This is a genomic window from Pseudodesulfovibrio senegalensis (genome assembly GCF_008830225.1).
GTDB lineage: Bacteria > Desulfobacterota > Desulfovibrionia > Desulfovibrionales > Desulfovibrionaceae > Pseudodesulfovibrio > Pseudodesulfovibrio senegalensis.
Map to the genome: position 1 here is coordinate 365,062 of NZ_WAIE01000002.1, position 22,064 is coordinate 387,125.

The 22,064-nt window shown below is 56.7% G+C and carries 19 protein-coding genes; 3 read left to right on the forward strand and 16 right to left on the reverse strand.

The features are described 5' to 3' along the window. Positions 1-20 precede the first annotated feature (20 nt). The 16 genes from F8A88_RS15755 to F8A88_RS08055 form a co-directional block, all read right to left on the reverse strand. On the reverse strand, positions 21-1,970 hold the full coding sequence (locus tag F8A88_RS15755; protein WP_161598358.1) for a methyl-accepting chemotaxis protein: 1,950 nt from the start codon (positions 1,968-1,970) through the stop codon (positions 21-23). A gap of 125 nt (positions 1,971-2,095) precedes the next feature. Then, entirely contained in the window at positions 2,096-2,752 is a 657-nt protein-coding gene (rpe, locus tag F8A88_RS07985; RefSeq protein ID WP_151150594.1) for a ribulose-phosphate 3-epimerase, read from the reverse strand. Between the two features lie 16 nt (positions 2,753-2,768). Next, the gene (ahbA, locus tag F8A88_RS07990) at positions 2,769-3,218 is read right to left on the reverse strand and encodes a siroheme decarboxylase subunit alpha (protein ID WP_151150595.1); all 450 of its coding nucleotides are present in this window, start codon (positions 3,216-3,218) and stop codon (positions 2,769-2,771) included. Positions 3,219-3,228: 10 nt separating this feature from the next. Continuing rightward, positions 3,229-4,410: a heme b synthase gene (gene ahbD, locus F8A88_RS07995; RefSeq protein WP_151150596.1), complete on the reverse strand. Its 1,182-nt coding sequence runs from the start codon at positions 4,408-4,410 to the stop codon at positions 3,229-3,231. A gap of 4 nt (positions 4,411-4,414) precedes the next feature. Then, entirely contained in the window at positions 4,415-5,395 is a 981-nt protein-coding gene (gene hemB, locus F8A88_RS08000; RefSeq protein WP_151150685.1) for a porphobilinogen synthase, read from the reverse strand. Between the two features lie 23 nt (positions 5,396-5,418). Then, complete coding sequence (ahbC, locus tag F8A88_RS08005) at positions 5,419-6,612, reverse strand: 12,18-didecarboxysiroheme deacetylase (RefSeq protein ID WP_151150597.1); 1,194 nt, start codon at positions 6,610-6,612, stop codon at positions 5,419-5,421. Positions 6,613-6,761: 149 nt separating this feature from the next. Then, a complete protein-coding gene (locus F8A88_RS16045) occupies positions 6,762-7,922 on the reverse strand; it encodes an OmpA family protein (protein WP_277752581.1) in 1,161 nt (386 codons plus the stop codon). A 103-nt stretch (positions 7,923-8,025) separates the two neighbouring features. Continuing rightward, positions 8,026-8,361, reverse strand: a complete 336-nt coding sequence (locus F8A88_RS08015) for a hypothetical protein (RefSeq protein ID WP_151150598.1) — start codon at positions 8,359-8,361, stop codon at positions 8,026-8,028. A 17-nt stretch (positions 8,362-8,378) separates the two neighbouring features. Next, on the reverse strand, positions 8,379-9,401 hold the full coding sequence (locus F8A88_RS08020; protein ID WP_151150599.1) for a YIP1 family protein: 1,023 nt from the start codon (positions 9,399-9,401) through the stop codon (positions 8,379-8,381). A 103-nt stretch (positions 9,402-9,504) separates the two neighbouring features. Continuing rightward, the gene (locus F8A88_RS08025; RefSeq protein WP_151150600.1) at positions 9,505-10,674 is read right to left on the reverse strand and encodes a glycosyltransferase family protein; all 1,170 of its coding nucleotides are present in this window, start codon (positions 10,672-10,674) and stop codon (positions 9,505-9,507) included. After that, positions 10,671-11,672 carry a glycosyltransferase family 4 protein gene (locus F8A88_RS08030; protein WP_338325286.1) on the reverse strand — a complete coding sequence of 334 codons (1,002 nt, stop codon included), beginning with the start codon at positions 11,670-11,672 and terminating at the stop codon, positions 10,671-10,673. The genes F8A88_RS08025 and F8A88_RS08030 overlap by 4 nt, the downstream gene beginning before the upstream one ends. Before the next feature lie 179 nt (positions 11,673-11,851). Next, positions 11,852-12,610, reverse strand: coding sequence for a flagellar export chaperone FliS (gene fliS / locus F8A88_RS08035; protein WP_151150602.1), 759 nt, complete (start codon positions 12,608-12,610; stop codon positions 11,852-11,854). 24 nt (positions 12,611-12,634) lie between these two features. Beyond that, the gene (fliD, locus tag F8A88_RS08040) at positions 12,635-14,380 is read right to left on the reverse strand and encodes a flagellar filament capping protein FliD (protein ID WP_151150603.1); all 1,746 of its coding nucleotides are present in this window, start codon (positions 14,378-14,380) and stop codon (positions 12,635-12,637) included. Positions 14,381-14,523: 143 nt separating this feature from the next. Next, positions 14,524-15,441: a flagellin N-terminal helical domain-containing protein gene (locus F8A88_RS08045; protein ID WP_151150604.1), complete on the reverse strand. Its 918-nt coding sequence runs from the start codon at positions 15,439-15,441 to the stop codon at positions 14,524-14,526. Between the two features lie 373 nt (positions 15,442-15,814). Next, positions 15,815-17,482, reverse strand: coding sequence for a CgeB family protein (locus tag F8A88_RS08050; protein ID WP_151150605.1), 1,668 nt, complete (start codon positions 17,480-17,482; stop codon positions 15,815-15,817). Between the two features lie 184 nt (positions 17,483-17,666). Beyond that, entirely contained in the window at positions 17,667-18,452 is a 786-nt protein-coding gene (locus tag F8A88_RS08055) for an AsmA family protein (protein ID WP_151150606.1), read from the reverse strand. A gap of 188 nt (positions 18,453-18,640) precedes the next feature. On the opposite strand from F8A88_RS08055, the gene F8A88_RS08060 reads away from it, so the two are divergent. From F8A88_RS08060 to dnaA, 3 genes are all read left to right on the forward strand, one after another. Further along, a complete protein-coding gene (locus tag F8A88_RS08060; RefSeq protein ID WP_151150607.1) occupies positions 18,641-19,174 on the forward strand; it encodes a shikimate kinase in 534 nt (177 codons plus the stop codon). 153 nt (positions 19,175-19,327) lie between these two features. Beyond that, on the forward strand, positions 19,328-20,059 hold the full coding sequence (thyX, locus tag F8A88_RS08065; RefSeq protein ID WP_151150608.1) for an FAD-dependent thymidylate synthase: 732 nt from the start codon (positions 19,328-19,330) through the stop codon (positions 20,057-20,059). A 607-nt stretch (positions 20,060-20,666) separates the two neighbouring features. Continuing rightward, positions 20,667-22,022: a chromosomal replication initiator protein DnaA gene (gene dnaA, locus F8A88_RS08070; RefSeq protein ID WP_151150609.1), complete on the forward strand. Its 1,356-nt coding sequence runs from the start codon at positions 20,667-20,669 to the stop codon at positions 22,020-22,022. The last annotated feature ends 42 nt before the right edge of the window (positions 22,023-22,064 follow it).

A 22,064-nucleotide genomic window follows, 5' to 3' on the forward strand; every position in this document is an offset into this window, starting at 1 on the left:
TTAAACCTGCCGCAATGGATTTAGAAGCGCTCGAAGTCTTCCTCGTCCATGTCATCCATCTCCAGTGCCACTCCGCTTTTGTTGGTAGCATTTTTCGTCTGCGCCGCGGCAATGGGCTTGGGCGCAGGCTTGGCCTGAACCGTGCGGGCCGTGGCGGTCGGCGTCTTGGTGGCGTAGGACCGCTCATCTTCACTACGGGTTTTGAAGAAGGCCATGGTCTGCTGCAACTGAATGGACTGTCCGGACAGTTCCTCGGCACTGGAGGCCACTTCCTCGGACATGGACGCATTGGACTGGATGACCTTGTCCAGTTCCTGAACGGCCTTGTTGATCTGTTCGGCCCCGGAGTGTTGCTCGTTGGTTGCCACAGAGATTTCCTGAACCAGTTCAGCAGTTTCCGTGATGTCCGGTACCAACTGCTCGAGCATGGTCCCGGCCTGTTCTGCCACTTCCACACTCTGGGTGGATATCTCGCTGATTTCCGCTGCCGCGCCTCCGCTGCGTTCTGCCAGCTTGCGGACTTCCGCAGCCACGACGGCAAAGCCCTTGCCGTGTTCGCCTGCCCGGGCCGCTTCAATGGCCGCATTCAGTGCCAGCAGGTTGGTCTGGCGGGCTATCTCTTCGATGATGGTGATCTTTTCAGCGATGTTTTTCATTGCGCTGACAGCCTGGGAAACTGCGGATCCTCCGGCGCGAGCATCTTCGGCGGCCTTGATCGCGAGTCTTTCCGTCTTGGTCGCGTTTTCCGCGTTCTGGGTTATGTTGGCCGCCATCTGTTCAATGGATGAGGATACTTCTTCGATGGCTGCGGCCTGTTCGGTGGAGCCTTGTGAAAGCGTCTGTGCTGCGGCATTGAGTTCTTCACCGCCTGCGGAGACGTTTTCTCCCGCACCCTTGACTTTGAGCACAATGTCCAGAAAACGTTCGGCCATGGTCACGAAGGCATCACGGAGTGTTGCCAGTTCCGCGGTGAAGTTTCCGGTGATGCGCGGGTCGAGTCGCCCGTTGGCCAGTTCCTTGAATTTGCCCTGAATGATCTGGAGCGGGGTAGTGACCATTCTGCGAATGGCGATATATATGATGAGCACGGTTACCAGAATGCCCACCACGCCGATGATGAGCAGCAGACGTTGAAGGGCATGCGCTTCACCCATGAGATCATTTTCCAGAACCGAGAGCGAGACGATCCATCCGGTGGCCGGCACGTCGGCAAACGAGATGTATTTGTTGTCGCCTTTCCATTCGTATTCCAGAAAGCCCTGTTTGCGATTCACGGATTCCATGATGAAATCGTATTTGGACAGGTCCTGGAAGATGAGGTTCCTGTCTGGGTGGGCCAGTACTTTCCCTGTCTTGTCAACGATGTAGCAATATCCGCTGTCGCCGACCTTGATGGGGTCGATGAAGGTCTCGGTAAACGCGCTGGCAAGGACGGACATCCCCACATAGCCCAGCGTGCGCCCGTTTGCCTTGATGGGAACGGCAATGGCAAGACGCGGTTTTTTCGAAACGGGCGAAAGGGTAATATCCGAAATGTATTGGGATTGGCCATTGGAGATGATGGTTTTGTAATAGCCGCGCGAGCTATAGTTCTTGCCGCGCCCGCCCTTGTTGGTGGTGACCACCGAAATTCCATCGGCATTGTGCACGAAAAAAGACTCGATGGAGGGATCGTCCGCTTTTGCCTTGAGCAGCAGATCTGTTGCCTGCTGGTAGTCCCCGCCATCTGCGGCCATGATCACAAGCGGATCGTGGGCAAGCAGTTGCAGGAACCGGACACGGCCTTCAAGCCAGTTTTCCAACGCCATGGCCACGGATTTCGTGTTTTCGTTGAGAGTGCTTTGCGAAAGCGAAAGCGTGAGTTTTTGTGTGCCCTGGTTGACCGAAAACAATGTTGCGGCAACAAGGACGATAATAATAATGCTGGAAACCAGCACCAGTCGTTGTCCCAATCCAAGTTTCAATTTCATAAGCCCCCCATTTATTTTGTTGTTAATTTAGCATGAATTGGAGGGATTGCCCCATTATAATAAAAGGAGCCGCATTGCGGCTCCTTTTGTCTTGTTTCGAATATTGATCTGGGGGGGCGAGGCGATCAGGCTTTTGCTGCCGCCTCCATGAATGTTTTGTGTCGTTGCGAATACGGTGGAAACCCGAAAAAGGCGGAGCCGGAAACCAGCACATCGGCTCCGGCGCGCACCAGGTCGGGGGTGTTCTCCGGGGTGACGCCGCCATCCACCTGAATCAGCGCCTGTGATCCGCAATCCGTGATCATGGCCTTGAGTTCGCGCAGCTTGTCCATGGTGAAGGGGATGAACTTCTGGCCGCCGAAACCCGGGTTCACGGACATGAGCAGGACCATGTGCAGTTGCGGCAGAAGGTACCGGATGGAATCCACTGTCGTGTGCGGATTCAGGGCCACGGCAGGTTTGCACCCGGCATCGGCTATCTGCGAGCACACGCGCTCCAGATGCGTGCAGGCTTCCGCATGGACGCAGATGAGATCGGCCCCGGCGTCGGCAAAGTCCTGAATGTAGCGGCCCGGATCTTCGATCATCAGGTGGCAGTCGAAAAACAGGTTCGACTTTTTGCGCATGGCCTTGATGATGGGGGGGCCGAAGGTGATGTTCGGTACGAACTGTCCATCCATGACGTCAAGATGGACCCATTCGAGTCCGGCTTCTTGCAGTGCCTTGAGCTCGGACTCCATGTTGGCGAAATCCGAGGAGAGCATTGACGGTGAAAGGATCATGGCTTTCTCCCGAAGGTTATTTGTCCATCTTGAAATCGACCTTGATCTTGAACATCCGAGAGGCCGGAAGGTTCAGGATTCGGATGCCGGTCTTTTCCGTTATGCCGTTCAGTAGTGCTTCCACCGCGTCCATGTCCGGCGCGATGAGCGTGAACCAGATGTTGAAGTCGTTTTCCCGCAGGTAGTTGTGGGTAACGCCGTCGTGGCGGTTGACCTCGGCAACGAATTCGTCGATGCGGTCTTCGGGCACGCTGGCCGCGCACAGGGTGGACTGCCAGCCCAGCTTCTTGGACTGGAAGTTGGCGCCCATGCGTCGGATCACTCCCTTTTGGCGGAGTTTGCGCACCCGGGCCAGCACCTCGGCCCCGGTCAGGCCCACCTGCTTGCCTACGGCTTCATACGGCTGCGGAACCAGCGGGAAGCCGGACTGAATGATGTCGAGTATCTGCTTGTCGTAATTGTCCATGAAACGTTCCCTAGGAGCGCGGTTTCTTTTTGGGCGTATAGGAGCAGAGGGGCTCTTCGCCCAGGTAGTTGCCGTTCATGGTATGGGCGCGGGCCCGGCAACCGCCGCAAACGCGTTCGTATTCGCAATGTCCGCATTTGCCGTCGTAGGCTTCGGGATTGCGCAGGTTCAGGAATTGTTCGGATTTGCGCCAGATCTGCGGGAACGGCGTTTCCAGCACGTTGCCGCAATTCAGGTCGAGGTAGCCGCAGGGCTGCACCTGTCCGCGGTGGGAAATGAAACAGAAGCCCACGCCGCCGAGGCAGCCGCGGCTGACCGCGTCCAGTCCGAAGTTCTCGAAATTGACGGTAATTCCGTCTTCCTTGGCGCGTTGCCTGAGGATGCGGTGGTAATGCGGGGCACATGTGGCCTTGAGCTGCATGTCCGTGGTCTTGCGGAAGTCGTAGAACCAGTTGAGCACGTCTTCGTATTCATCGGCGGAAATGATTTCCGCGCCCAGTTCTTCTGCGCGGCCCGTGGGCACGAGCAGGAAGATGTGCCATGCGGAAGCACCGATTTTTTCGCAGAGGTCGAAGATGTCCTTGAACAGGTGCAGGTTGTTCCGGGTCACCGTTGTGTTGATCTGGAACTCGATGCCCGCGTCCTTGAGGTACTGGATGCCGCGCATGGAAGCGTCGAAGGCGCCCTTTTCCCCACGGAATTCGTCATGCTGTTCGGCCTCGGGCGCGTCGATGGAGATGGAGCAGCGTTCAACGCCCGCGTCCTTCATCATTTTTGCTGTTTCAGGGGTGATGAGCGTGCCGTTGGGGGCCATCACGCAGCGCAGACCGCGGGTCTTGGCGTAGGCGATCAGTTCGTACACGTCATCGCGCAGCATGGGCTCGCCGCCCGTGAAAATGATGATCGGGCTGCCCACGTCCGGGAACGTGTCGATGAGGGCCTTGGCCTGGGCCGTGTCCAGCTCTCCTTCGTACGGCTCCGGATGCGCCTCGGCCCGGCAGTGTTTGCAGGCCAGGTTGCAGGAGCGCGTCACTTCCCAGGCGATGAGCCGGCAGATCGGGCTGCCGTCTTCCAGAGTCTTCCTGGGCGGCCCCTCGGCTCCGGGATGCGTCTTGCCGTGGGGATGGCCGCCGGGGTGGTTGCCGGGATGCCCTTCCGGGGGGCAGCCCTTGGGATGTCCTTGATGTGTCATGTGACTATCCATTGAGCGTCTTGAGGACGTCTTCGGTAAAGTATGTCAGGATCATGTCGGCCCCGGCCCGCTTGATGGCGATGAGGGATTCCATGACCACATTGTGTTCGTCGATCCAGCCGTTTTGCGCGGCGGCCTTGATCATGCTGTATTCGCCGCTGACCTGATAGGCGGCAACGGGCGTATCGAAGCTGTCGCGTACCATGCGGATGATGTCCAGATAGGGCAGGCCGGGCTTGACCATGAGGATGTCCGCGCCTTCTTCCACATCGGCCGCTGCTTCGCGCATGCCTTCCAACGCGTTGGCCGGGTCCATCTGGTAGGTTTTGCGGTCGCCGAACTGGGGCGCGCTTTCTGCGGCCTCGCGAAACGGACCGTAGAACGCGGACGCGTACTTGACCGCATAGGACATGATGGGCGTGTTCTGGTAGCCTGCGTTGTCCAGTCCCTCGCGGATGGCGGCCACGCGGCCGTCCATCATGTCCGAGGGAGCAACGATGTCGGCTCCGGCCTCGGCCTGGGCCACGGCAGTCTGGGACAGCAGGTTCAAGGTCGGATCGTTGAGGACCTCGCCGTCCTTGCTGACCATGCCGCAATGCCCGTGCGAGGTGTATTCGCACAGGCAGGTGTCGGCGATGACCACCAGATCGGGCCATTTGTCCTTGAGCATGCGGATTGCCTGCTGAACGATGCCCTGTTTATCGTAGGCCTGCGACCCCGCCTCGTCCTTTTGCGCGGGGATGCCGAACAGGATCAGGCTGCGCAGGCCGGTTTTCACGGCCTCGGCCACCTGTTTTTCCAGTTGTGCCAGCGAGAGCTGGTATTGCCCGGGCATGGAACCGATGGGTTTGCGGAAATCCGCATCGTCGGTTTCGGCCACGAAGTAGGGCATGATCAGGTCCTGAGGCCGGATTTCGGTTTCCCGGACCATTTCGCGCAGGGTCGCGGACATGCGCAGTCGGCGGCCTCTATGGAATTCGAGCATGGACATGATGCGCTCCGTGCGGTTTACAGCGGTTCGCCGGTGATTTCTTCGTCCGTCAGGTAGCAGGCCGGGTCTTCGGCCCAGAAATCGCCGTGGTAGGCTTCGGCCCGGGCGCGGAAGTTGCCGCCGCAGATATTCAGGAAGCGGCACTTGGCACAGCGGCCGCCCACATGGGGACGCTTATCCTTCATCTTGTGCAGCAGCTCGATGTTTTCGTCGGTCCAGATTTCGGAGAACGGGCGTTCCAGCACGTTGCCGAAGGTGTGGTGGCGCATGAATTGGTCTGCGTGCACTTTGCCGTCCCAGGAAATACAGCCAATGCCTCGTCCCGAGGAGTTGCCCTCGTTCCATTGCAACAGCTCCTTGACCTGTTCGGCGCGTGCCGGATCTTCCTTGAGCATGCGGTAGTATACGTAGGGACCATCCGCATGGTTGTCCACCGTGAGCACTTCCTTGGGCTTGCCCTTGTCGAACAGCTCACGGGTCTTGTCCATGATCAGGTCGACAACGTCGCGGGTTTCCTGATGGGAAAGGTCTTCCTTGATGAGTTCGGAACCGCGTCCGGAATAGACCAGATGGTAGAAACAGATGCGGGGCACTTCCATGTCTTCCAACACCTTGAACAGGTGCGGGATTTCCACGGCGTTGCGTTTGTTGATGGTGAAGCGGAGGCCAACCTTGAGGCCTTCGGCCATACAGTTTTCAACGCCCTTGAGAGCCTGCTTGTAGGCTCCGGTTACGCCACGGAAGTCGTCATGGACTTTTTCGGAGCCGTCAAGAGAGATGCCCACGTAGGAAAGGCCCACTTCCTTGAGTTCTGCAGCCTTTTTCTTGGTGATGAGCGTGCCGTTGGTGGAAATGACCGCGCGCATGCCTTTGCTGGTGGCATATTTTGCCAGATCGGTCAGGTCTTCACGAACCAGCGGTTCTCCGCCGGAAAAGAGCATGACCGGAGCGCCGAACTGGGCAAGGTCGTCGATGATTTCCTTGGCCTTGTCCGTGGAAATGGGATCCTTGTGATCGCTGGGGTCCACGGCCTGCGCGTAGCAGTGCACGCACTTGAGGTTGCACCGCTGGGTCATGTTCCAGACTACAACGGGCTTTTTGTCTTTGGAGAATTGCAAAAGATGAGAAGGGAGCTGCCCGGACTCGCGGCCATACCGCAGGGCGTCGGACGGCTCGACCGAACCGCAATACAATTTTGAAATGCCTATCATTGGGTAGTTCCTCGCTATAAAGTGTGATGATGGGGTATCATAAAAGGCGGTGACTCGAAAGCCGAAAAAGGGAACGGCACCCGAGGTTCCGTTCCCTTTCAGGCCTGTTCAGATGGTAAGGCCTTGTCGTTATTTGTCAAGAATGATTCCTATTTGAGCACCCGGACCTCCACGCGGCGGTTACGCTGCTTGTTTTTTGGAGTGTCGTTGGGGGCCACCGGGTTGGATTTGCCATAGCCCACCGTTGTGATGCGTTCGGGAGCGATTTGGAATTTGGCCACCAGATATCGCTTCACGGCCTCGGCCCGACGTTTGGAAAGTTTGAGGTTGTACTGGGCATCGGCATCGGAGTCGGTGTGTCCCGCAACCATGACGGATTTTCCCTTGAGTTCGGGAGAAAGCAGGGCCTGTCCCAGCGAATCCAGCAGGGGGTAGGACGTCGGACGGATCACATCTTTGTCCACGTCGAAGAGGATGTTCAGGCTCACGCCCTGCTGGGCCGTGGCTTCATCCTTGAGGTCGCGCTCAAGGGTGGAACTGTCGGTCAGGGGTTTTTCATCGGCATTCGTTCCGGTCTGCCTGCTTTGCCCTGTTGCCTGTGTGTTTCCCGGAGGAGGCGTGCCCGGCTGGGTTTTTGTCATGCCTTTGACGATTTCTTCGGTGTTGTTGGCATAGGGAAGCGGCGTACCCGGCGTGGGCAACCATGATTGCACGGGAACAGCCATGTCGTCGGCCATTGATCGAACCAGCTTGAACAGCGGGCTGCTTGGCATGCGTTGCTCATGGGATACCACGATCCAGTCCCGCGATCCGCGGAACTCGATGCGGCCGGCCTGTGCCATGTCGAACAGGAGTGCCCCGGTTCGGGTCTCGTAGATTTTCACTTGCAGGGAGATGTCGGTGTCCCCGAGATTGGAGCCGCTGATCATGTGGGGTACGAAGCCCACCACAACGAGATCCGCGCCACGGCTGCGCGCCATGGCGATGGCGTTGTTGCGGCCCCGGAAGGTTTGACCTGCGGCGAATTCGAAGATGGGGAACATCTGCCTGGCTCGCCAGTTTTCATAGAAAAGACCGCCGATCTGGTCGCCCAGCAACTGATAGTCGGGCGTGGGCTCCTGCATGTAGAAGGGCAGGAACAGGGCTGTGAGCGGTTGTAGCTGGCGGCCGCGCGGCTGGGCGCTCATGACCACTTTGGACTTGTGCAGGGGGGCGTCCGTGTAGACCTTGGTTTTCTGCGTGATGGACGGGTCCACATGGGCGCAGGCACCCAGGAATACAAAGAAGATGAAAGACAGAAGTTTTTTCATGGCGTTGTGGGATTAGGGTTGCTCCGCACCCGTTCGTGCCGACGGACTTCCGACGGTATCGGGCCTATGCCATGAACATAAGCAAAATACGTACCGCGTTGAATTACTGCAGTGTGGTGGTGACGCTGGGGGCTGTGCCGATGGCGTGCAGGAGTTGTTCGCGCGATTCCTCCAGGCCCTGGCGCAGCAACAGCCGTTTGCCCGTGGACAATCGTTTGAATTCCGGCCGCATGGCCATTTTTTCAAGGCGTTTCATTTCCCGGTCGATGTTGGTTATCTGCTCGGTCAGGTCCTGTCCGGGCGGGCAGACCCGTGCGGCCAGCTGCGCGAGTTCATGGATTTCCGCAGCCATTTTCCGGAAGTTGCGCGGGTCAACCTCATGTATCAGTTTGCGGTAGGCCCGCCACGACTTCCATTTTTCAGCGATCCATCCGAGCATCGCAGCTCCTTGGTACCTCAGACCGTGGGCGAATTCGTCACCATGGACGAGAGCATGGCCAGAATGAGTACGGCCATGGGAATGGCCGCGGCCAGTCCGGCGCGCATATACGAAGTCTTGTGCAGGCATTTCCAGCCCACAACCGTGATGACCATGTTCCATGCGAAAATGATCATCATCTGGGCCTTGAAAACAGTCTCGTTGGCAACGGGAATGTAGCCGAGCATGATGGGTGCGGTCGCATAAGCCGCAGCACGGAAGGTGGCTTCAAATTTGCCGCCCGCCGCCTTGAGGGCCGTGAGCAGCAGGTGGTGTACCCCCGCGGAAAAAAACAGGACCGTGATCCACATGAACGGGGAGAACATGATCAGGGAAAATGGGTTGAATTCACTGGCCTCGGCCGCGGAGATCGGTTCGCCGCCGAATCCCACGGGCGGCAGGATGCCGGTTTTGAGGTATGCGGCCTGCAAAATGTCGTGCAGCACCAGAATCATCAGGGCAAAGAGGAGTGGACGGGCAAAGCCTCGGCCCAGCGGCATAACCGAAAAAAACAGCCGCGGCGAAAAAAGCACCCGTTTGATGGTGGTGAACAGGCCCGGGAAGAAACCGTATTTGTCCAGGCGTTCAAAGGGGACCTCGATCATGGGCATGTCGTGGTCGCCTGCAGCCCCGTTCATCGCTTCGGGCTGTTCTTCGGATTGTGCCCATTGCCGTTCCGGTTCCTGCGAGTCCGGCGGCGGAGGCATGTCGCCGATTTTCCGCCAGAGTTCATCCCCGGGTTTTTCTGCAGGGTCGTGCAGTTCCGGCATGGCCGGTTTCTGTTCAGCCGTGGACGATTCCTGCGTTGTCCGAGTGTCCGGCGTCGTTGTGGCCGTTTCGTTTTCACCGGACTCGTGCAGTTCGAAATTATCTTCTTCCGGGTCAGCGCGAAAGCGAAATTTTGTTTTGCATTTCGGACAGGTGGCAACAACGGAGCGAGGAGGTATCTTGGTTTCGTCTATGGTGCGCGAAAACTGGCATTCCGGGCAGGTGATCCGCATCGTGGGTCCTTGTTTCTAGTCGGTTTGTAAGGAGTAATGGTCCTACCCACTTTGTACGTGAGAATCAAGCATGGCGCAATTGCCGCAAGTGCGTTCACGGCTTTCAGATGTGCACGTCGTCAGGCAGGACAAGCAGGCGGCATTGCTTTGGTTGCGCGAAGCCGTTGAGCAGGGCCGTGGGCATTTGCGGGTATTCCCTGTTGAGCAGGTGCATGTTTTCCCGGTTGGCCGCCGCATCGAACCGGGCCAGCTTGGCTTCCAGCTGCTGCTGGGTTTTGCGCAGCCTGCTGTGATGTTGGATGGGCATGTCCAGCGCAATGGCCACGGCCCGGTCCACGCCCGTCAGCCGTTCATGAATGGGACGTTCGAAATGTGCCGATCCGGTATTCCGGAAGAGCCGCAACTGCAGATCCGGCCACAAGCCCAGGCCGATCTTGGTGTGGGCCTCGTCCGGATAGAGGGTCTGGCGCGGGAAGAATACGCTGTTGATCTTGTCATGGGCGCACAGGGCCGGAATCATGTCCCAATGGCCGGGATGCAGCATTTCGTCGCCGTCCAGATAGAGTACATGGCTGCCCGAGCACATGGACAGCATGCGGTTGCGCTGTGAGGAAAAGTCGGTGAGTGGCTGGGCCACCTGTCGGAGCCGGGCCGGGCAGGATATGGATATGTCGGGCACTTCCGGCGCATCCCAGACCACGCAGAGTTCCCGAATCCATTTCGGGAATTGGCCAAAGAAGATTTCAAGTTCCGGCTCATCCGGGCTCAGAATGGCTGCGGCTGAAAGATCACATTGAATATCTGTTCGGGAAATGGTTTCAGGGCCGATGCGGGTCATGAGCCGCTGCAGGGTCTGGTTGGCAGTGCGCTGCGGGCCTGCCGGCAGTTCCGGATTCAGGCACAGATGGGTCGTTGCTGCGGTTATGCCGCTGAGCGAGGCAAGGCACAGGCAGGCCCACATGGAACAGTCCGCCATGATTTCCCAATGCTGTGAAAGGACCGGAGCCAGCGCCCTCGCCGTGGCAGGAACCTGTTCCACGACCACCAACCGGGTTGGTTGCGGGGCCTTGCGGGCCAGATTCTGGGCCAACTCTCCCGTCCCCATGCCGAAGAGGAGCACCGTGTTCAATTGGCGTTGTTGCAGGGTTTGCAGACAGCGGGTGATCCATTGTTCCCGGCGTTCGGGCGGCAACGGTGTCGAAACTGCAGGCTCGGGTTCGCCGTCCATGCGAAAGGAAAGCACTTCCTTGGCGTAGGTACTCAGCAGGTTCATGGCATCATTCCCTTGCGTTCAAGCAACGTCCGGTACAGCGTGCCCAGCCTGTCTGCCGTGTCCTGCATGCGGAACAGTCGGACGGCTTTTTCCTGTCCGGCCCTGCCCATGGCTCTGGCCTGTTCCGGATGTCGCAACAGCCAGAGCACGGCTGCGGCGTATTCCTCGACATTGCGCGCCACCAGACCGGTAGCGCCATGGTCCACCAGTTCGAGTTGGGCGTTGTCTCGCAGGCCCTGACACGGGTGCGTGACAACGGGCAGGCCGCAGGCCATTGCCTCGGCGATGACCAGTCCGAATGATTCCCCGGTGTCGTTGGCGTGGGTCAACAGGGACACGTTGTCCAGAAATTCGGCCAGTTCCGGGTCCGTATGCACGGGGCCATGGAATGTGACGTACTTTTGCAGCCTGTTTTTTTCCACGTAGTCCTGTGCCTCGGGGATGCCGCCGATGACGTGGTAATGAAAATCCGGGATTTCCCTGATTACCGATGGGAGGAATTCCAGGGCCAGCGGCGACCATTTTCCGGGATCGGGTCTTGAGATACGTCCTGCTGCCGGTACGGAAAAATCGTGTGGTTTTGCCGTGGCTGCGAACAGGTCCGTATCCACTGGATTGTACAGATATGAATAGCGTGTCGGGTCCGGTTCCACTCCGGTGGTCTTGTGAAATCGTTCCAGGCAGAAACGGGAAACGAAAAGATGGTGATCGATGATCCTGCCAAGGGGCGAGGGGTCGTGCCTGCCGAATACGTTGGTTTCCACCACCACGGGAATACGGGCACGTTTGATCGGGCCGAGCAGGTCGGTTTCCGGCCAACCTGCACGGTGGACATGCACGATGTGCGGCTCAAATCGCTGGAGCACGGCCAGAAAGTCCTGACTCACGAAGGTCTGGATATGCTGTTCACGGATTTGCGGGCCGCGAGGACCGTCGGCAAAGGCGAACGCCGCGGTTTCGAACCGGGCAGTGTCCAGCCCGGTGACAAATTGCTGCATCACCTTTTCCGTACCGCCCAAACCCAGAGATTTGGCGGCATGCAGAACGCGCACTGGTTTTGCGGACATGAACGAAACGTGACACATGCCGTTGCCAAAGTAAATGGCACTACGTAAATTGCTTGATATAACGGTTTGCTATGAAGGAAAACGGCCGCTCCGAAGAGCGGCCGTCCGAATTAACGATTGTTGGCGTAGGCGTTGTTTGCGCGCAGGCGCATGGGATTGACCATGGGCTTGGGTGCCATGGGCTGGTTTGGCGGTGCGGGTTTGGCGGCCGGCTTGGCTTTCGGGGCCGAAGCTGGTTCGGCCGCAGGCTGCTGTTGTGGGGCCGAGTCCTCAACAGCTTTGGCACTTGCCGGTGCCTCTCCTTTGGTCGGTGCGGCCTTTGCCGGTTCGACCTTTTGCTCGTGGGCAGTCTCTGTTTCCGGCGCAGCCGTTTGTGCGGGGTCTGGGATTTCCGGCACCGGAGGGGACGCCTTGGGTTGTATATCCGGTTTGGGGGCTGCCTGAGCTGCCGGAGTTGCAGGCTGTTCGGTGCCCTTGACCCCCGGGGAGACAACGCCTTTTTCCATGGCCGGGACAACTTGCGCGTAGGCCGAGCGAATACCGTCGAGAATCCTGATGACCTCGTCGAGCATGTCGGGGTTCATCTTTATGTTGGCCTTGGCCAGATGAATGTTGCAGAACATGTACAGGCTGTGGAGATTGGTCGTGATCTCGCCGCCTTTTTCCTTGTTCAGGCTGTTGGCCAGTTCGCTGATGACGTCCATGGCTTTGGAAATGTAGATGCCTTTTTGGGCGTAATCCTTTTTTTCCATTTCGATCTTGGCTCGTTTCAGGAATTTGATGGCCGCCTCGTAAAGCATGAGCAGCAGTTCGCCCTTGGTTGTGGTTTCAACCTGGGTGGTGAGATAGGCTTTTGCCGGATTGGACATGGTTCAGCTCCTTCCCTGCGGACTCTATGATGTCGGCAACTGCGATATCTGGCTCGACAGTTGTGTTTGTATGTTGCTGTATTTGTTGAGTGTAGCGTCAAGTCTGGAGAATTTTAACTTGTAGTTGTACTCCATCTTGGCGATACGGTTCTCCTCAAAGAGGATTTTTTTGTCGATGCTATCCATGATGTCGCCATAGTTGTGAATGAGCACATTCAGCGGGCCGCCATCGTCGGTAAATTCATTGTATTCCTTGGTCAGGACACTCAATTCGTCGATGAGTTCGTTGACCTTGCCGTCCTTGAGGTTGATGTCGCCGGTGATGGTCGTGTTGGGCTGGAAGTTGGTCAGCCGGACCTGCAAACCGGCGGCCTCGGTGCCCTGTTGCCCCGTGATTGTCAGCCCGTCGGCGGAAATGCTCACGGCTTCACCATTAATGGTGGCGCTGGATATTCCCGCTCCGCTGGTGATGATTTCCACTTCGTGCACACCCGCCGAGGTCATGCCGTCCACAGACGCGATGTAGGAAAGGTCTGCACTTTTGCTTTCGCCCCTCAGGTTGTCGGAAAACAGCCGGGCCACGGCATCCGGGTCTTCGTCCAGGGCATGGTTCAGCGTCATGAACTTCTTGGACGGATCGTCGGAATCCTCCTTGATGATCAGCAGGCCGTATGTGGGAGAACCTTTTTCTGCGTCCGTGGTTATGCCAACTTGCGAAAGAGCCGAGAAAAGATCGCCTTCACCGGTTTCGTCGTTATAGAAATCGAAAGCCACGCCTTTTTGCGCGGTGATGTCGTTCAGCTTTTGCGAGATGATCTGTATTCCGTAGTTGCCGGTGAGGATTGAGCCTTTGACTTCTTCCTGGGAATCGTCCACGGCTGTTATGTCGAATATCTTTTGGCGAACCTCGTTGATTTCATCCACGATGGTGCGGATGTTTTCCTTGATTTGTTCCGTGTCCGTGGCAACGGTCACCTTGACGGTGGAACCCGGCGAGGCTTCCTTGAGATTGAGAGTCAACCCGTCAATCACGTCCGTAATCGTGTTGGTATCACGTTCCAGCCACCCTCCCGCGGCGGAGGGAAATCCATTGATGCGCATCTGGGAGTTGCTGGCATCCTGGGTTTCCTGAAAGTCCGAAGGCCCGAACAGTATGGATCCCGTGTTGGAAATGACCAGTTGGTTGTCGGCGCCAAGATCCCGCCCCGCGAGCTGCAGGTGGTAGTTGGTGCCGTCAAAGATCGTGGATGCCCTGATGTGTTTGCTCGATTCCGGATTTGTGTTGATGGTGTTGACCAGCCCGGCAAGGGTGGTTCCGGCGGCAATGTTGCTTACTGTATAGCTTTCGCCACCATAAGAGAACGTGAAGTTCGAGTTGCCCGTGACCACGGAGGTGTTCAAGTCGCTGACGCCGGAGCTGGTGATGAAGACATCGTTTGAGGCCAGGCTGCCGATTTCTACCTGATAGTTGCCGGACTCGGCATCGCCGTCGGCGGAGGCCGTGAGCACGCTTGAGTCGGTCGTGCTCACGCTTTTTGCGAGAAATTCGTTGACGGTATCGTAGTTTTTCAGGGTTGAGCGCAGACTGAGCATCTTGCTGTTCAGGTCCTTGAACTCCTCAACCTTTTCTTCCCATGTGGCCTTCCATGTTTCCAGCGAGGTTACGCGGCGCTGCTCAATACTCATCAACCCCTCAATGAGGGCGTTGAAGTCTGTGCCGCTGCCGAGGCCTGCGAATGATATTTGTCCGGAAACTAAATCTGTCGCCATGATGAATCCTTCTGGGAAATATTTGCCGTCCTTTGTTCTCCGTCAGTTTTGTTGCAAGTCAAATGCCAGTTAAGCAAAGGGCCGGGCAGCCCTGATAGCTGCCCGGCCTGCCATTGCGACGAATCGATTTGATTCCGTCAATGTTAGCCCATGAGAGACATGGCCATCCTGGGCAGGCTGTTCGCCTGGGAGAGCATGCTCACTGCGGACTGAGTCAGAATCTGCTGGCGCACGAATTCGGTCATTTCGGTTGCCACGTCGACGTCGGAAATCTGCGATTCCGCAGCCTGAATGTTTTCGGCCTGAATCTGCAGCACGCTCACGGTGTTCTCGAGCCTGTTCTGCAGGGAACCGAGGTTTGCACGAATCTTGTCCTTGGAAATGATGGCGTTGTTGATCGCATCCAGAGAGGCCTGAGCCAGAGCCTGGGTGGAGATCGTCTTACCTGCGTTCACTTCTTCACCGGAACCGGTCTTGGCGCCAGCGTCATGGCCGAGGCCCAGTGCGGAAGCGGTGGAAGTGCCGATGGCCACGTAGTAGTAGTCTTCTGCGCAGTCGTTGCCGGTACCGAAGTGGACCTTCAGCGGACCAGTGGAGTTCAGCCCGTGACCGTTGTGGGCAGAGTTTTCACCGGACAGGTTACCGTTGAGCAGGTAAATGCCGTTGAAGTCCGTGGAGTTGGCGATTCGGGTGACTTCCGAAGCCATGGCCTGATATTCGGAGTCGATGATCAGGCGCTGGTCAGAGTTGTAGGTACCGGACGCGGCCTGGGTCGCCAGTTCCTTCATGCGGATGAGCTTTTCATCGATGACGCTGAGAGCGCCGTCCGCAGTCTGGATGAGCGAGATACCGTCGTTCGCGTTACGGATACCCTGGTTCAGGGACGTGATGTCGGAACGCATGAGTTCGCGAATGGCCAGGCCTGCGGCGTCATCAGCAGCGGTGCCGACGCGAAGACCCGACGACAGGCGCCTGGTGGAAACGCCAAGGGCGCTGTACGAGTTGGCCAGGTTACGAGAGGCGTTCATTGCCATCATGTTGTGGTTAATAACCATGGACATGGGGTTTTCCTCCTTGAAAGTGTTCTGCGGCTTCCTTGCCTTTTGTCGGTCAAATCCAATGACCGACTTTCCTCTTACTTGTGCTCAATTTATCGGTACGAGTGCAGAAAACTTTAGGGTGAATGATAAATCTTTATTTTTGGGCTGGATAAGTCGGACGTGGGTTGGCGAACCACTGGGCCTTTTGGGTCGGCTTTTCTGAAAAATAGCCATAGATTGTGGATGGTTAGGGTCGATAGTAGCGGGCCGGGCTGAACAGGGGGAGCGGAAATTGATGCCATCATCCTGTGTGCGGTCTTCCGGGGCCGGACATATCATTATATAGATATGGGGGCGGTCTGCTATGGGTGGACGCGTGGCAGGAGGGGGGCGGTCAGGCGAAGGTTTGCCGCATGGTCGCACACAGGGATTGCATGCGGTGTTCATAGGTGTGCCGGGCCAGTATTCGGGCGCGGGCGGCCTGGACCACCGCGGTGCGTCCAGGCGTGTCCGAAAGGTATTGCCGAATCAGTTCCGGGATTGCCGCCTGATCGTCGTACGTGATGCATTCCGTGCCGGGCTCGAACAAGGCTTCCAGCTGTTCCCTGTGGTCGGTAATCAGGAATCCGCCGCAGGCCGGGACGTCAAACACGCGTTGGTTGACGGCTCCCTTCATTTGCAGGCTGGTGCAGTTGAAGTTGACAGTGGAGCGGGGGTAGAAGCGCGGCAGATCCCTGTAGTAGTCCAGCCGTTCCAGATGCCGCCACGCATTGGGGTTTCCCAGTTGTTCTTTCCATCCTGCGTCGCCCACAATGAGCGGTGCGAACGGCAGGGTCTTTTCTACGCATGCAAGGCGGTATTGGCGCGTGGATTCCCACGTTATCAGGCTTTCCACAGCCAAGTGCTGTTCCATGGAGCAGCTGGTTTCCAGCTGCCGGGCCATGTCCGGGCGTGTCTTTTCCAGAAAGGCGGCCACAGAGGTCTGGTCGGATTGTCCGAATTGTTCGGCCAGTTTTCGATAGTGCTGCTCAAGGTCTGCATGCAGCCCCGTTTGCAACAGAGCGTTTTGCACGGCCGAGAGCATGGAGTTGCCCACAAAGGAAATATCGGCCTGCCAGCTGTCCTTGCCTTTTCCGGCACCGGGTCTGAACCGTTTCGGGTCCGTGGCAAGCGGAAGATGGTGGACATGAAGGAATCCGCGTTTCTTCATCTCCTGTATATTTCCGGAATCGTAGGTAAAGAGTACGACGTTGGGGGAGTCCAGCCCCGCATAGCGGTAGAGAATGAGGTGCGGGTTATCCACGAACCATGATGCCAGAGGCAGGTTCATGCGTTGGAGAAGGTCCGTGATTTTGCCTTGGCGGTCCAGCCCGAAATGGTTGACCGTGAGCAGGAAGTCCGGTTTGAAGTCGAGGACCGCATGCAACAGTGTTTCCATGTACTTGGGGCCGGGTTGTCCCTGCCTGGGAACCGGAAGTACCGCGTGGGGGATATCCATGGCCTTCATGGCCGTGAGTATTTCACCGGACAGGAAATAGTCCGCATCCATGAACAGAATGCGCGGTTTGGCCGATTGGAAGCGGGGATAGGCCATGCGTTGCCAGAAGTCGGCGTGTCCGCAGGATTCGAGTTCCTTTGCCAGCCGTCCATACCAGTCGGGATTCAGGCGCAGGTAAAAGGGAATTCGTACGGGGTACAGAGGCTTTCCCAGCTTTTCCGCCAGCGCGTGCAATTGATGTCGTACCGTGTCCACATGGTCGTCCAGCAGCTGCACGGTCTGGGGCAGGTCGGCCAGTTCCCGTATTTTGGGATCGTGGTCGGTCACGATGACGGCATATCCCTGTTCCACAAGGCGTCTGGCGCATACGCCCAGCCCTGCTCCGAGCAGTACGGGCAAGGCGTTCCGCGGTACGGTCCCGGCAAGGTCCAGCTCGCGTTGGATGCCTTGCCTGCCCCACATGTGACGTGTTTTGCCGTCAATATGAATACGGATATCCGCGAGGTTTGGTCCGGACAGGACCTTTTCCGCCCGGTAATCACTGCTTTTTCCGCTGGTACTCATGCAGAGGATTGTTACGTTATCAGACCGCTGCGGGCAAGCTCCCGGCAGACTGCTGCAAAAAAGCCGATTCCCACAGCCTGCCGTTTGGGCTGGAGCGGGGCCCCGTGTCGGGGAAGGCTTGCAGGAAAAACGAGGACCGCTCCGGTGGGAACGGTCCTCATGAGTGCACTGTGAAGGTTGTTTGTTATTCGTCGCCGCCGAACAGGCTCTTGATGCCCTTGGTGACGTTGTCCACTGCGCCGCCGCCGGATTCGAGCCCCTTCTTGAGGGTGTCCTGCAGGGTCTTGGCAACGTTGCCGACCGAAGAGCCGATGCCCTTGGTCATTTCGTTGAGCACCAGAGCGAACGCCTGAGCCGGGGTGGTATCCTTTTTCTTGCCGATGTCCTTGAGGTGGATGTCGGGCAGGTTGATGCCCATGCCTTTGTCGCCGAAGGTCTTGAGCAGTCCACCGGCAAGGTTGACCTTGCCGTTCTTGATGATCAGGTTGTCGATCTGTACTTTTTTCTGGGAGCCTGCTTCTTCCTTGGAACCGGAGTCGTTGCTTTTTTCCTGTTTCTTTTCGCTGGCAATGGCTTTGTTTACGTTGGCGATCAGTGCCTTGAAGTTGTCGGTCTTGCCTTTCTTTTCATAGGTGATTTCCGGGGCGAGTATCACGATTTCACGAATAATGATGCGGTCCGTGGTCAGGGATCCCTTGTCCACGGTCATGCGGATGTTGCCCACCTTGATGGCATTGGGCGCGGAGTAACCTTTGGGGTTGCCCACGAGCAGACCGTCCAGTTCGCCGGAGCCGGAAAGGAATGATATGTCAGCGGAGTCAAGTTTTACTTCGGACTGCGTGAGTTTGGGGCCGACTTCCTCCACGGCCAGCTTGATGAGCGATCCAAGATTCAGGATGGCCATGATGATGAAACCGATGATTGCCACCACAAGCACGCCGCCACCGATGAAAATGTACTTTTTGTTCATGAAGACTCCTTGAGTTCTGTTTGTTTCGTTAATAAAACGTATATCACGGTGGTGTTTTTCTGCAACATTATCATGCGCATGTTTGTTTTACAGCCACGGATGACGAAATCTGTGAGGGCTTGCGAAACACGGCTTGGCATCGTACCAGAGGGACTCGATTGACACGTTTACCTGCAAGGAAGGCTGCAATGGCTGGAAAAACGCAATTCATCAAACGAAAACAGGAAGTTTCCGAAGCGGATAAGACCAAGGTCTTTGCCAAGGGAGAACGTCGCGAGGACTTCGCGGACATGTGGAGCAACACCGGAAATATTCTTTTGGTTGGACTTCCCGGGAGTAACCGTGTCGCCCTTGGGCGTGAATTGGCCGCCCGCATGGGCATCCAGCTGTGTCAGCCGGCGGACATGGATGCGCTGCAGCGCGATTGTGCCGAGGGCAACCGTGTGATCGTTGTCCCCACGGCCATACTGGAACAACCTGAGAACGTTTCGTTCGTGCATGGTGCGGGCAAAGTCTTTTACCTCATGGCTGATGCCCGCCAACTGGCAGAACGCCTGGAGGACAGGTCGCCTTCCGGGGATGCCGATTCGCTCTGGCGTGAGTGTGCCCTAAGGCTCGAGGCCGGGCAGGCCGCATTCATGACCGCGCTGCATTTCATTGTGCAGGCGTCGGGTTCCGTGGAGGACATGGCTGAAGATGTCATGGAAAAGGTGTCATGGTAGGGCGCTGATCGACCTCAGCGTTTGCTCATGATTGTGGTTTGTCCGGGAAACAGTATACAAGAATTTTTGTCGTAACCACGGAAGCGACGACAGCGGTCTCCCCTTTGGAGACTACGGTTGCCGTTTTCCCAGTAAAATACGGAGTTGCAAGGAATGCCTGAAAAAGAACTCAGGGTGGATCTGTTGAGCGTGACCCCACATGCGCTTTCCCTGATCTATGCCGCGTTCCGGCAGTGTTACCATGCCGGTTTCGTGGCCGATATGTGGCCGCGTCTGCTCAATGGCGAGATCGAACGTGAAGTGCAGGCCGATTTTGTACGCAAGGTTTTGGATTCCGGACACGATAGTCCTGTCGAACACGTCAGCTTCACGTATGCCATCGAAGGAATATCCCGGGCCTGTTCACACCAGCTGGTGCGCCATCGCATTGCTTCCTATTCCCAGCAGAGCCAGCGGTATGTCACCGATTCCATGGAATACGTGCTTCCGCCGGCCATTGCCCGCATACCCGAAGCAAAAAAGCGTTTTGAACGGTTCATGGAAGAGGTTGGTGCTGCCTACGGCGACCTTCACGATATTCTCGTGGCCAACGGCCGCAAGTCCAAGGCCAATGAGGATGCGCGCTTTGTTCTGCCTCAGGCGGCCGAAACCAAGATCGTTGTGACCATGAATTGTCGCAGCCTGCTTCATTTTTTCAGTCTTCGCTGCTGTATGCGCGCTCAATGGGAAGTGCGGGCCATGGCTCAGCAGATGTTGGAACTGGCCAAAAAGGAACTGCCTGCCATTTTCGAAACAGCCGGTGCGCGGTGCGAGCAGTTGGGGTATTGCCCGGAATCTCCGAAATTCGCGTGCGGGAAATATCCCACAAGGGAGCAGGGCGCTTAACACATCTGAATTGTTTGCTGGAAAGATGAAAAGGGACCGATGAAAAAAGTCGGTCCCTTTTTCTTGTTAAGGATACAAAAACATTGGTAATGCCGAGAATTGGAGCATGTTCAAAATTCAATGGAGCAAAATCCTTGCATTCAGGGGGGTATCGAATGTCAATATGTATTCGCTGCTTTTCAAAAAAAAGAACTCGAATTCTGTCTTTTTCAGCATAGCGTAGTAAATTCAGTATTTTATCGGTCGATGATGTTGATTTTCAATTCGTGGAAATATTTTTTTGTCAAGAAGTTGATGTTGAGTGATAAAAAATATGGCCGAATTTTGAGATATTTCATGATAATGACATTTAAGGGCTGTTGAAAAATATTTCATCGTTTGTGTATATCTTGTCTGTTTTTTTTCTTGACACTCAGGGAAGCCTTGTCACTTGGCTGTTTCATGCCTTTCCTTTTTTTGCCTTGCTGGATAAGGGTTTCGTGTTTAAGTGATTAAAATCAAGTAGTTGGATTGGCGTTGGGCTGTCAATAAAAGTTGGTGGCTGTCTTGTCTCGGTCTCGAAATTGAAAGTTGTCGAGCGGATGCTGTTTCCATAATAAACTGACGCATGACGACGACTGCCTGGAACCAAATACTCAACTCTCTTGAAAAGAGCCTGAACCCTGCGATGTTCACCGTGTGGATCAAACCCCTGAAAGGGGTGGTCGACGGGAACCGCATTCGGATTACTGCCCCCAACGATTTCGTTGCCAACTGGGTCAGGGACAGGCTGCTTTCTTCCATCTGCGATGCTGCCAGGCAAGTTTTGTCCACGGAGCCCGTAATCGATATTGCCGTGCTCGGTGATCGCCCTGCCCAGGCGGTACGCAGAAAAACCAAAATAAAACCCGCCCCGGCTGCCGCTCCCCGGCAGGCTGGGCTTCCCATCGTGCAGGTTCCCAAGGCCTCCACGGTCAATTGGCGTTTTTCCTTTGATGATTTCGTGGTCGGGCCTTCCAATGAATTGGCGTGTGCCGCAAGCAAGAGCCTGTGTGCCGACTGCATGCATTCAGACCATCTTTTCCTGAGTTCGGCCCCCGGACTGGGCAAGACGCATCTGCTGCAATCCATTGGGCGCGATCTTTCCCGAAAAGCCAATCGCAAGAACATCAATGTGGCCTGCCTGTCCGCCGAACAATTTGCCAACCGTCTGGTCATGGCCATTCGCGCCAACAGCATGAACCAGTTCAAGACCCAGTTCCGCGAAACCGTGGATGTGCTCCTGCTGGAAGATATTCATTTCTTCCAGGGCAAGGAAAAGATGCAGAACGAGTTGCTTTGCACGCTCAACGCCCTTCGCGAACGCGGTTGCCGAGTTGTGCTGACCAGCCCGTATCTGCCCCGCGAACTGAACGGCATTGACAGCCAGTTGGTTTCACGCTTCTGTTCCGGTTTTCTGGCCAACATAGAACGCCCGGATCTGCAGACCCGCCGGCTCATCGTGCAGGAGAAGGCGCGCAAGCTGCAGGTTGATGTTCCCGTGGAGGTTTCCGACCTGCTGGCCGAGCGCATCACCACGGACATCCGCCAGCTGGAAAGCTGCCTGAACAATCTTGTGCTCAAGGCGCGGCTGCTCAATCGGGCTGTTACCATGGACCTTGCCTGGGACGTGCTGGAGAATTACGCAGCAGCCAACGCCTCCCCGGATTTCCGGCATATCATTGATTTTGTCTGCAAGAGTTACGACCTTTCTGAAGACCAGCTCGTATCCAAAAGTCGCAAGCGGCAGATTGTGCTGGCACGTAATACCGCCTTCTATCTGGCACGCAAGCACACGGACCTTTCCCTCAAGGCCATCGGCGACAAATTGGGACGCCGACATTCCACGGTGCTCAAGGGCATCACCAATCTGGAGCGCGAGATTTCCAGCAAGACCCCTCTGGGCAGGCAGATATCCCAGACCGTGGACCGCCTTACGGCCTGATGAACAGTGACAATGAAACCGCGTTGCGCCGGGCAGGGTGCG

Bases quoted from the DNA above. Each gene is read 5' to 3' on its own strand.
- fliS (WP_151150602.1), bottom strand. From the start codon at position 12,610: ATGTCCAATCCGGCAAAAGCCTATCTCACCACCCAGGTTGAAACCACA.
- F8A88_RS08015 (WP_151150598.1), bottom strand. From the start codon at position 8,361: ATGCTCGGATGGATCGCTGAAAAATGGAAGTCGTGGCGGGCCTACCGC.
- F8A88_RS08055 (WP_151150606.1), bottom strand. From the start codon at position 18,452: ATGAACAAAAAGTACATTTTCATCGGTGGCGGCGTGCTTGTGGTGGCA.
- F8A88_RS08020 (WP_151150599.1), bottom strand. From the start codon at position 9,401: ATGCGGATCACCTGCCCGGAATGCCAGTTTTCGCGCACCATAGACGAA.
- fliD (WP_151150603.1), bottom strand. From the start codon at position 14,380: ATGGCGACAGATTTAGTTTCCGGACAAATATCATTCGCAGGCCTCGGC.
- F8A88_RS15755 (WP_161598358.1), bottom strand. From the start codon at position 1,970: ATGAAATTGAAACTTGGATTGGGACAACGACTGGTGCTGGTTTCCAGC.
- hemB (WP_151150685.1), bottom strand. From the start codon at position 5,395: ATGCTCGAATTCCATAGAGGCCGCCGACTGCGCATGTCCGCGACCCTG.
- F8A88_RS08045 (WP_151150604.1), bottom strand. From the start codon at position 15,441: ATGTCCATGGTTATTAACCACAACATGATGGCAATGAACGCCTCTCGT.
- dnaA (WP_151150609.1), top strand. From the start codon at position 20,667: ATGACGACGACTGCCTGGAACCAAATACTCAACTCTCTTGAAAAGAGC.
- ahbC (WP_151150597.1), bottom strand. From the start codon at position 6,612: ATGATAGGCATTTCAAAATTGTATTGCGGTTCGGTCGAGCCGTCCGAC.
- ahbA (WP_151150595.1), bottom strand. From the start codon at position 3,218: ATGGACAATTACGACAAGCAGATACTCGACATCATTCAGTCCGGCTTC.
- ahbD (WP_151150596.1), bottom strand. From the start codon at position 4,410: ATGACACATCAAGGACATCCCAAGGGCTGCCCCCCGGAAGGGCATCCC.
- rpe (WP_151150594.1), bottom strand. From the start codon at position 2,752: ATGATCCTTTCACCGTCAATGCTCTCCTCGGATTTCGCCAACATGGAG.
- F8A88_RS08025 (WP_151150600.1), bottom strand. From the start codon at position 10,674: ATGAACCTGCTGAGTACCTACGCCAAGGAAGTGCTTTCCTTTCGCATG.
- F8A88_RS08060 (WP_151150607.1), top strand. From the start codon at position 18,641: ATGGCTGGAAAAACGCAATTCATCAAACGAAAACAGGAAGTTTCCGAA.
- F8A88_RS08030 (WP_338325286.1), bottom strand. From the start codon at position 11,672: ATGCAGCAATTTGTCACCGGGCTGGACACTGCCCGGTTCGAAACCGCG.
- F8A88_RS08050 (WP_151150605.1), bottom strand. From the start codon at position 17,482: ATGAGTACCAGCGGAAAAAGCAGTGATTACCGGGCGGAAAAGGTCCTG.
- thyX (WP_151150608.1), top strand. From the start codon at position 19,328: ATGCCTGAAAAAGAACTCAGGGTGGATCTGTTGAGCGTGACCCCACAT.
- F8A88_RS16045 (WP_277752581.1), bottom strand. From the start codon at position 7,922: ATGAAAAAACTTCTGTCTTTCATCTTCTTTGTATTCCTGGGTGCCTGC.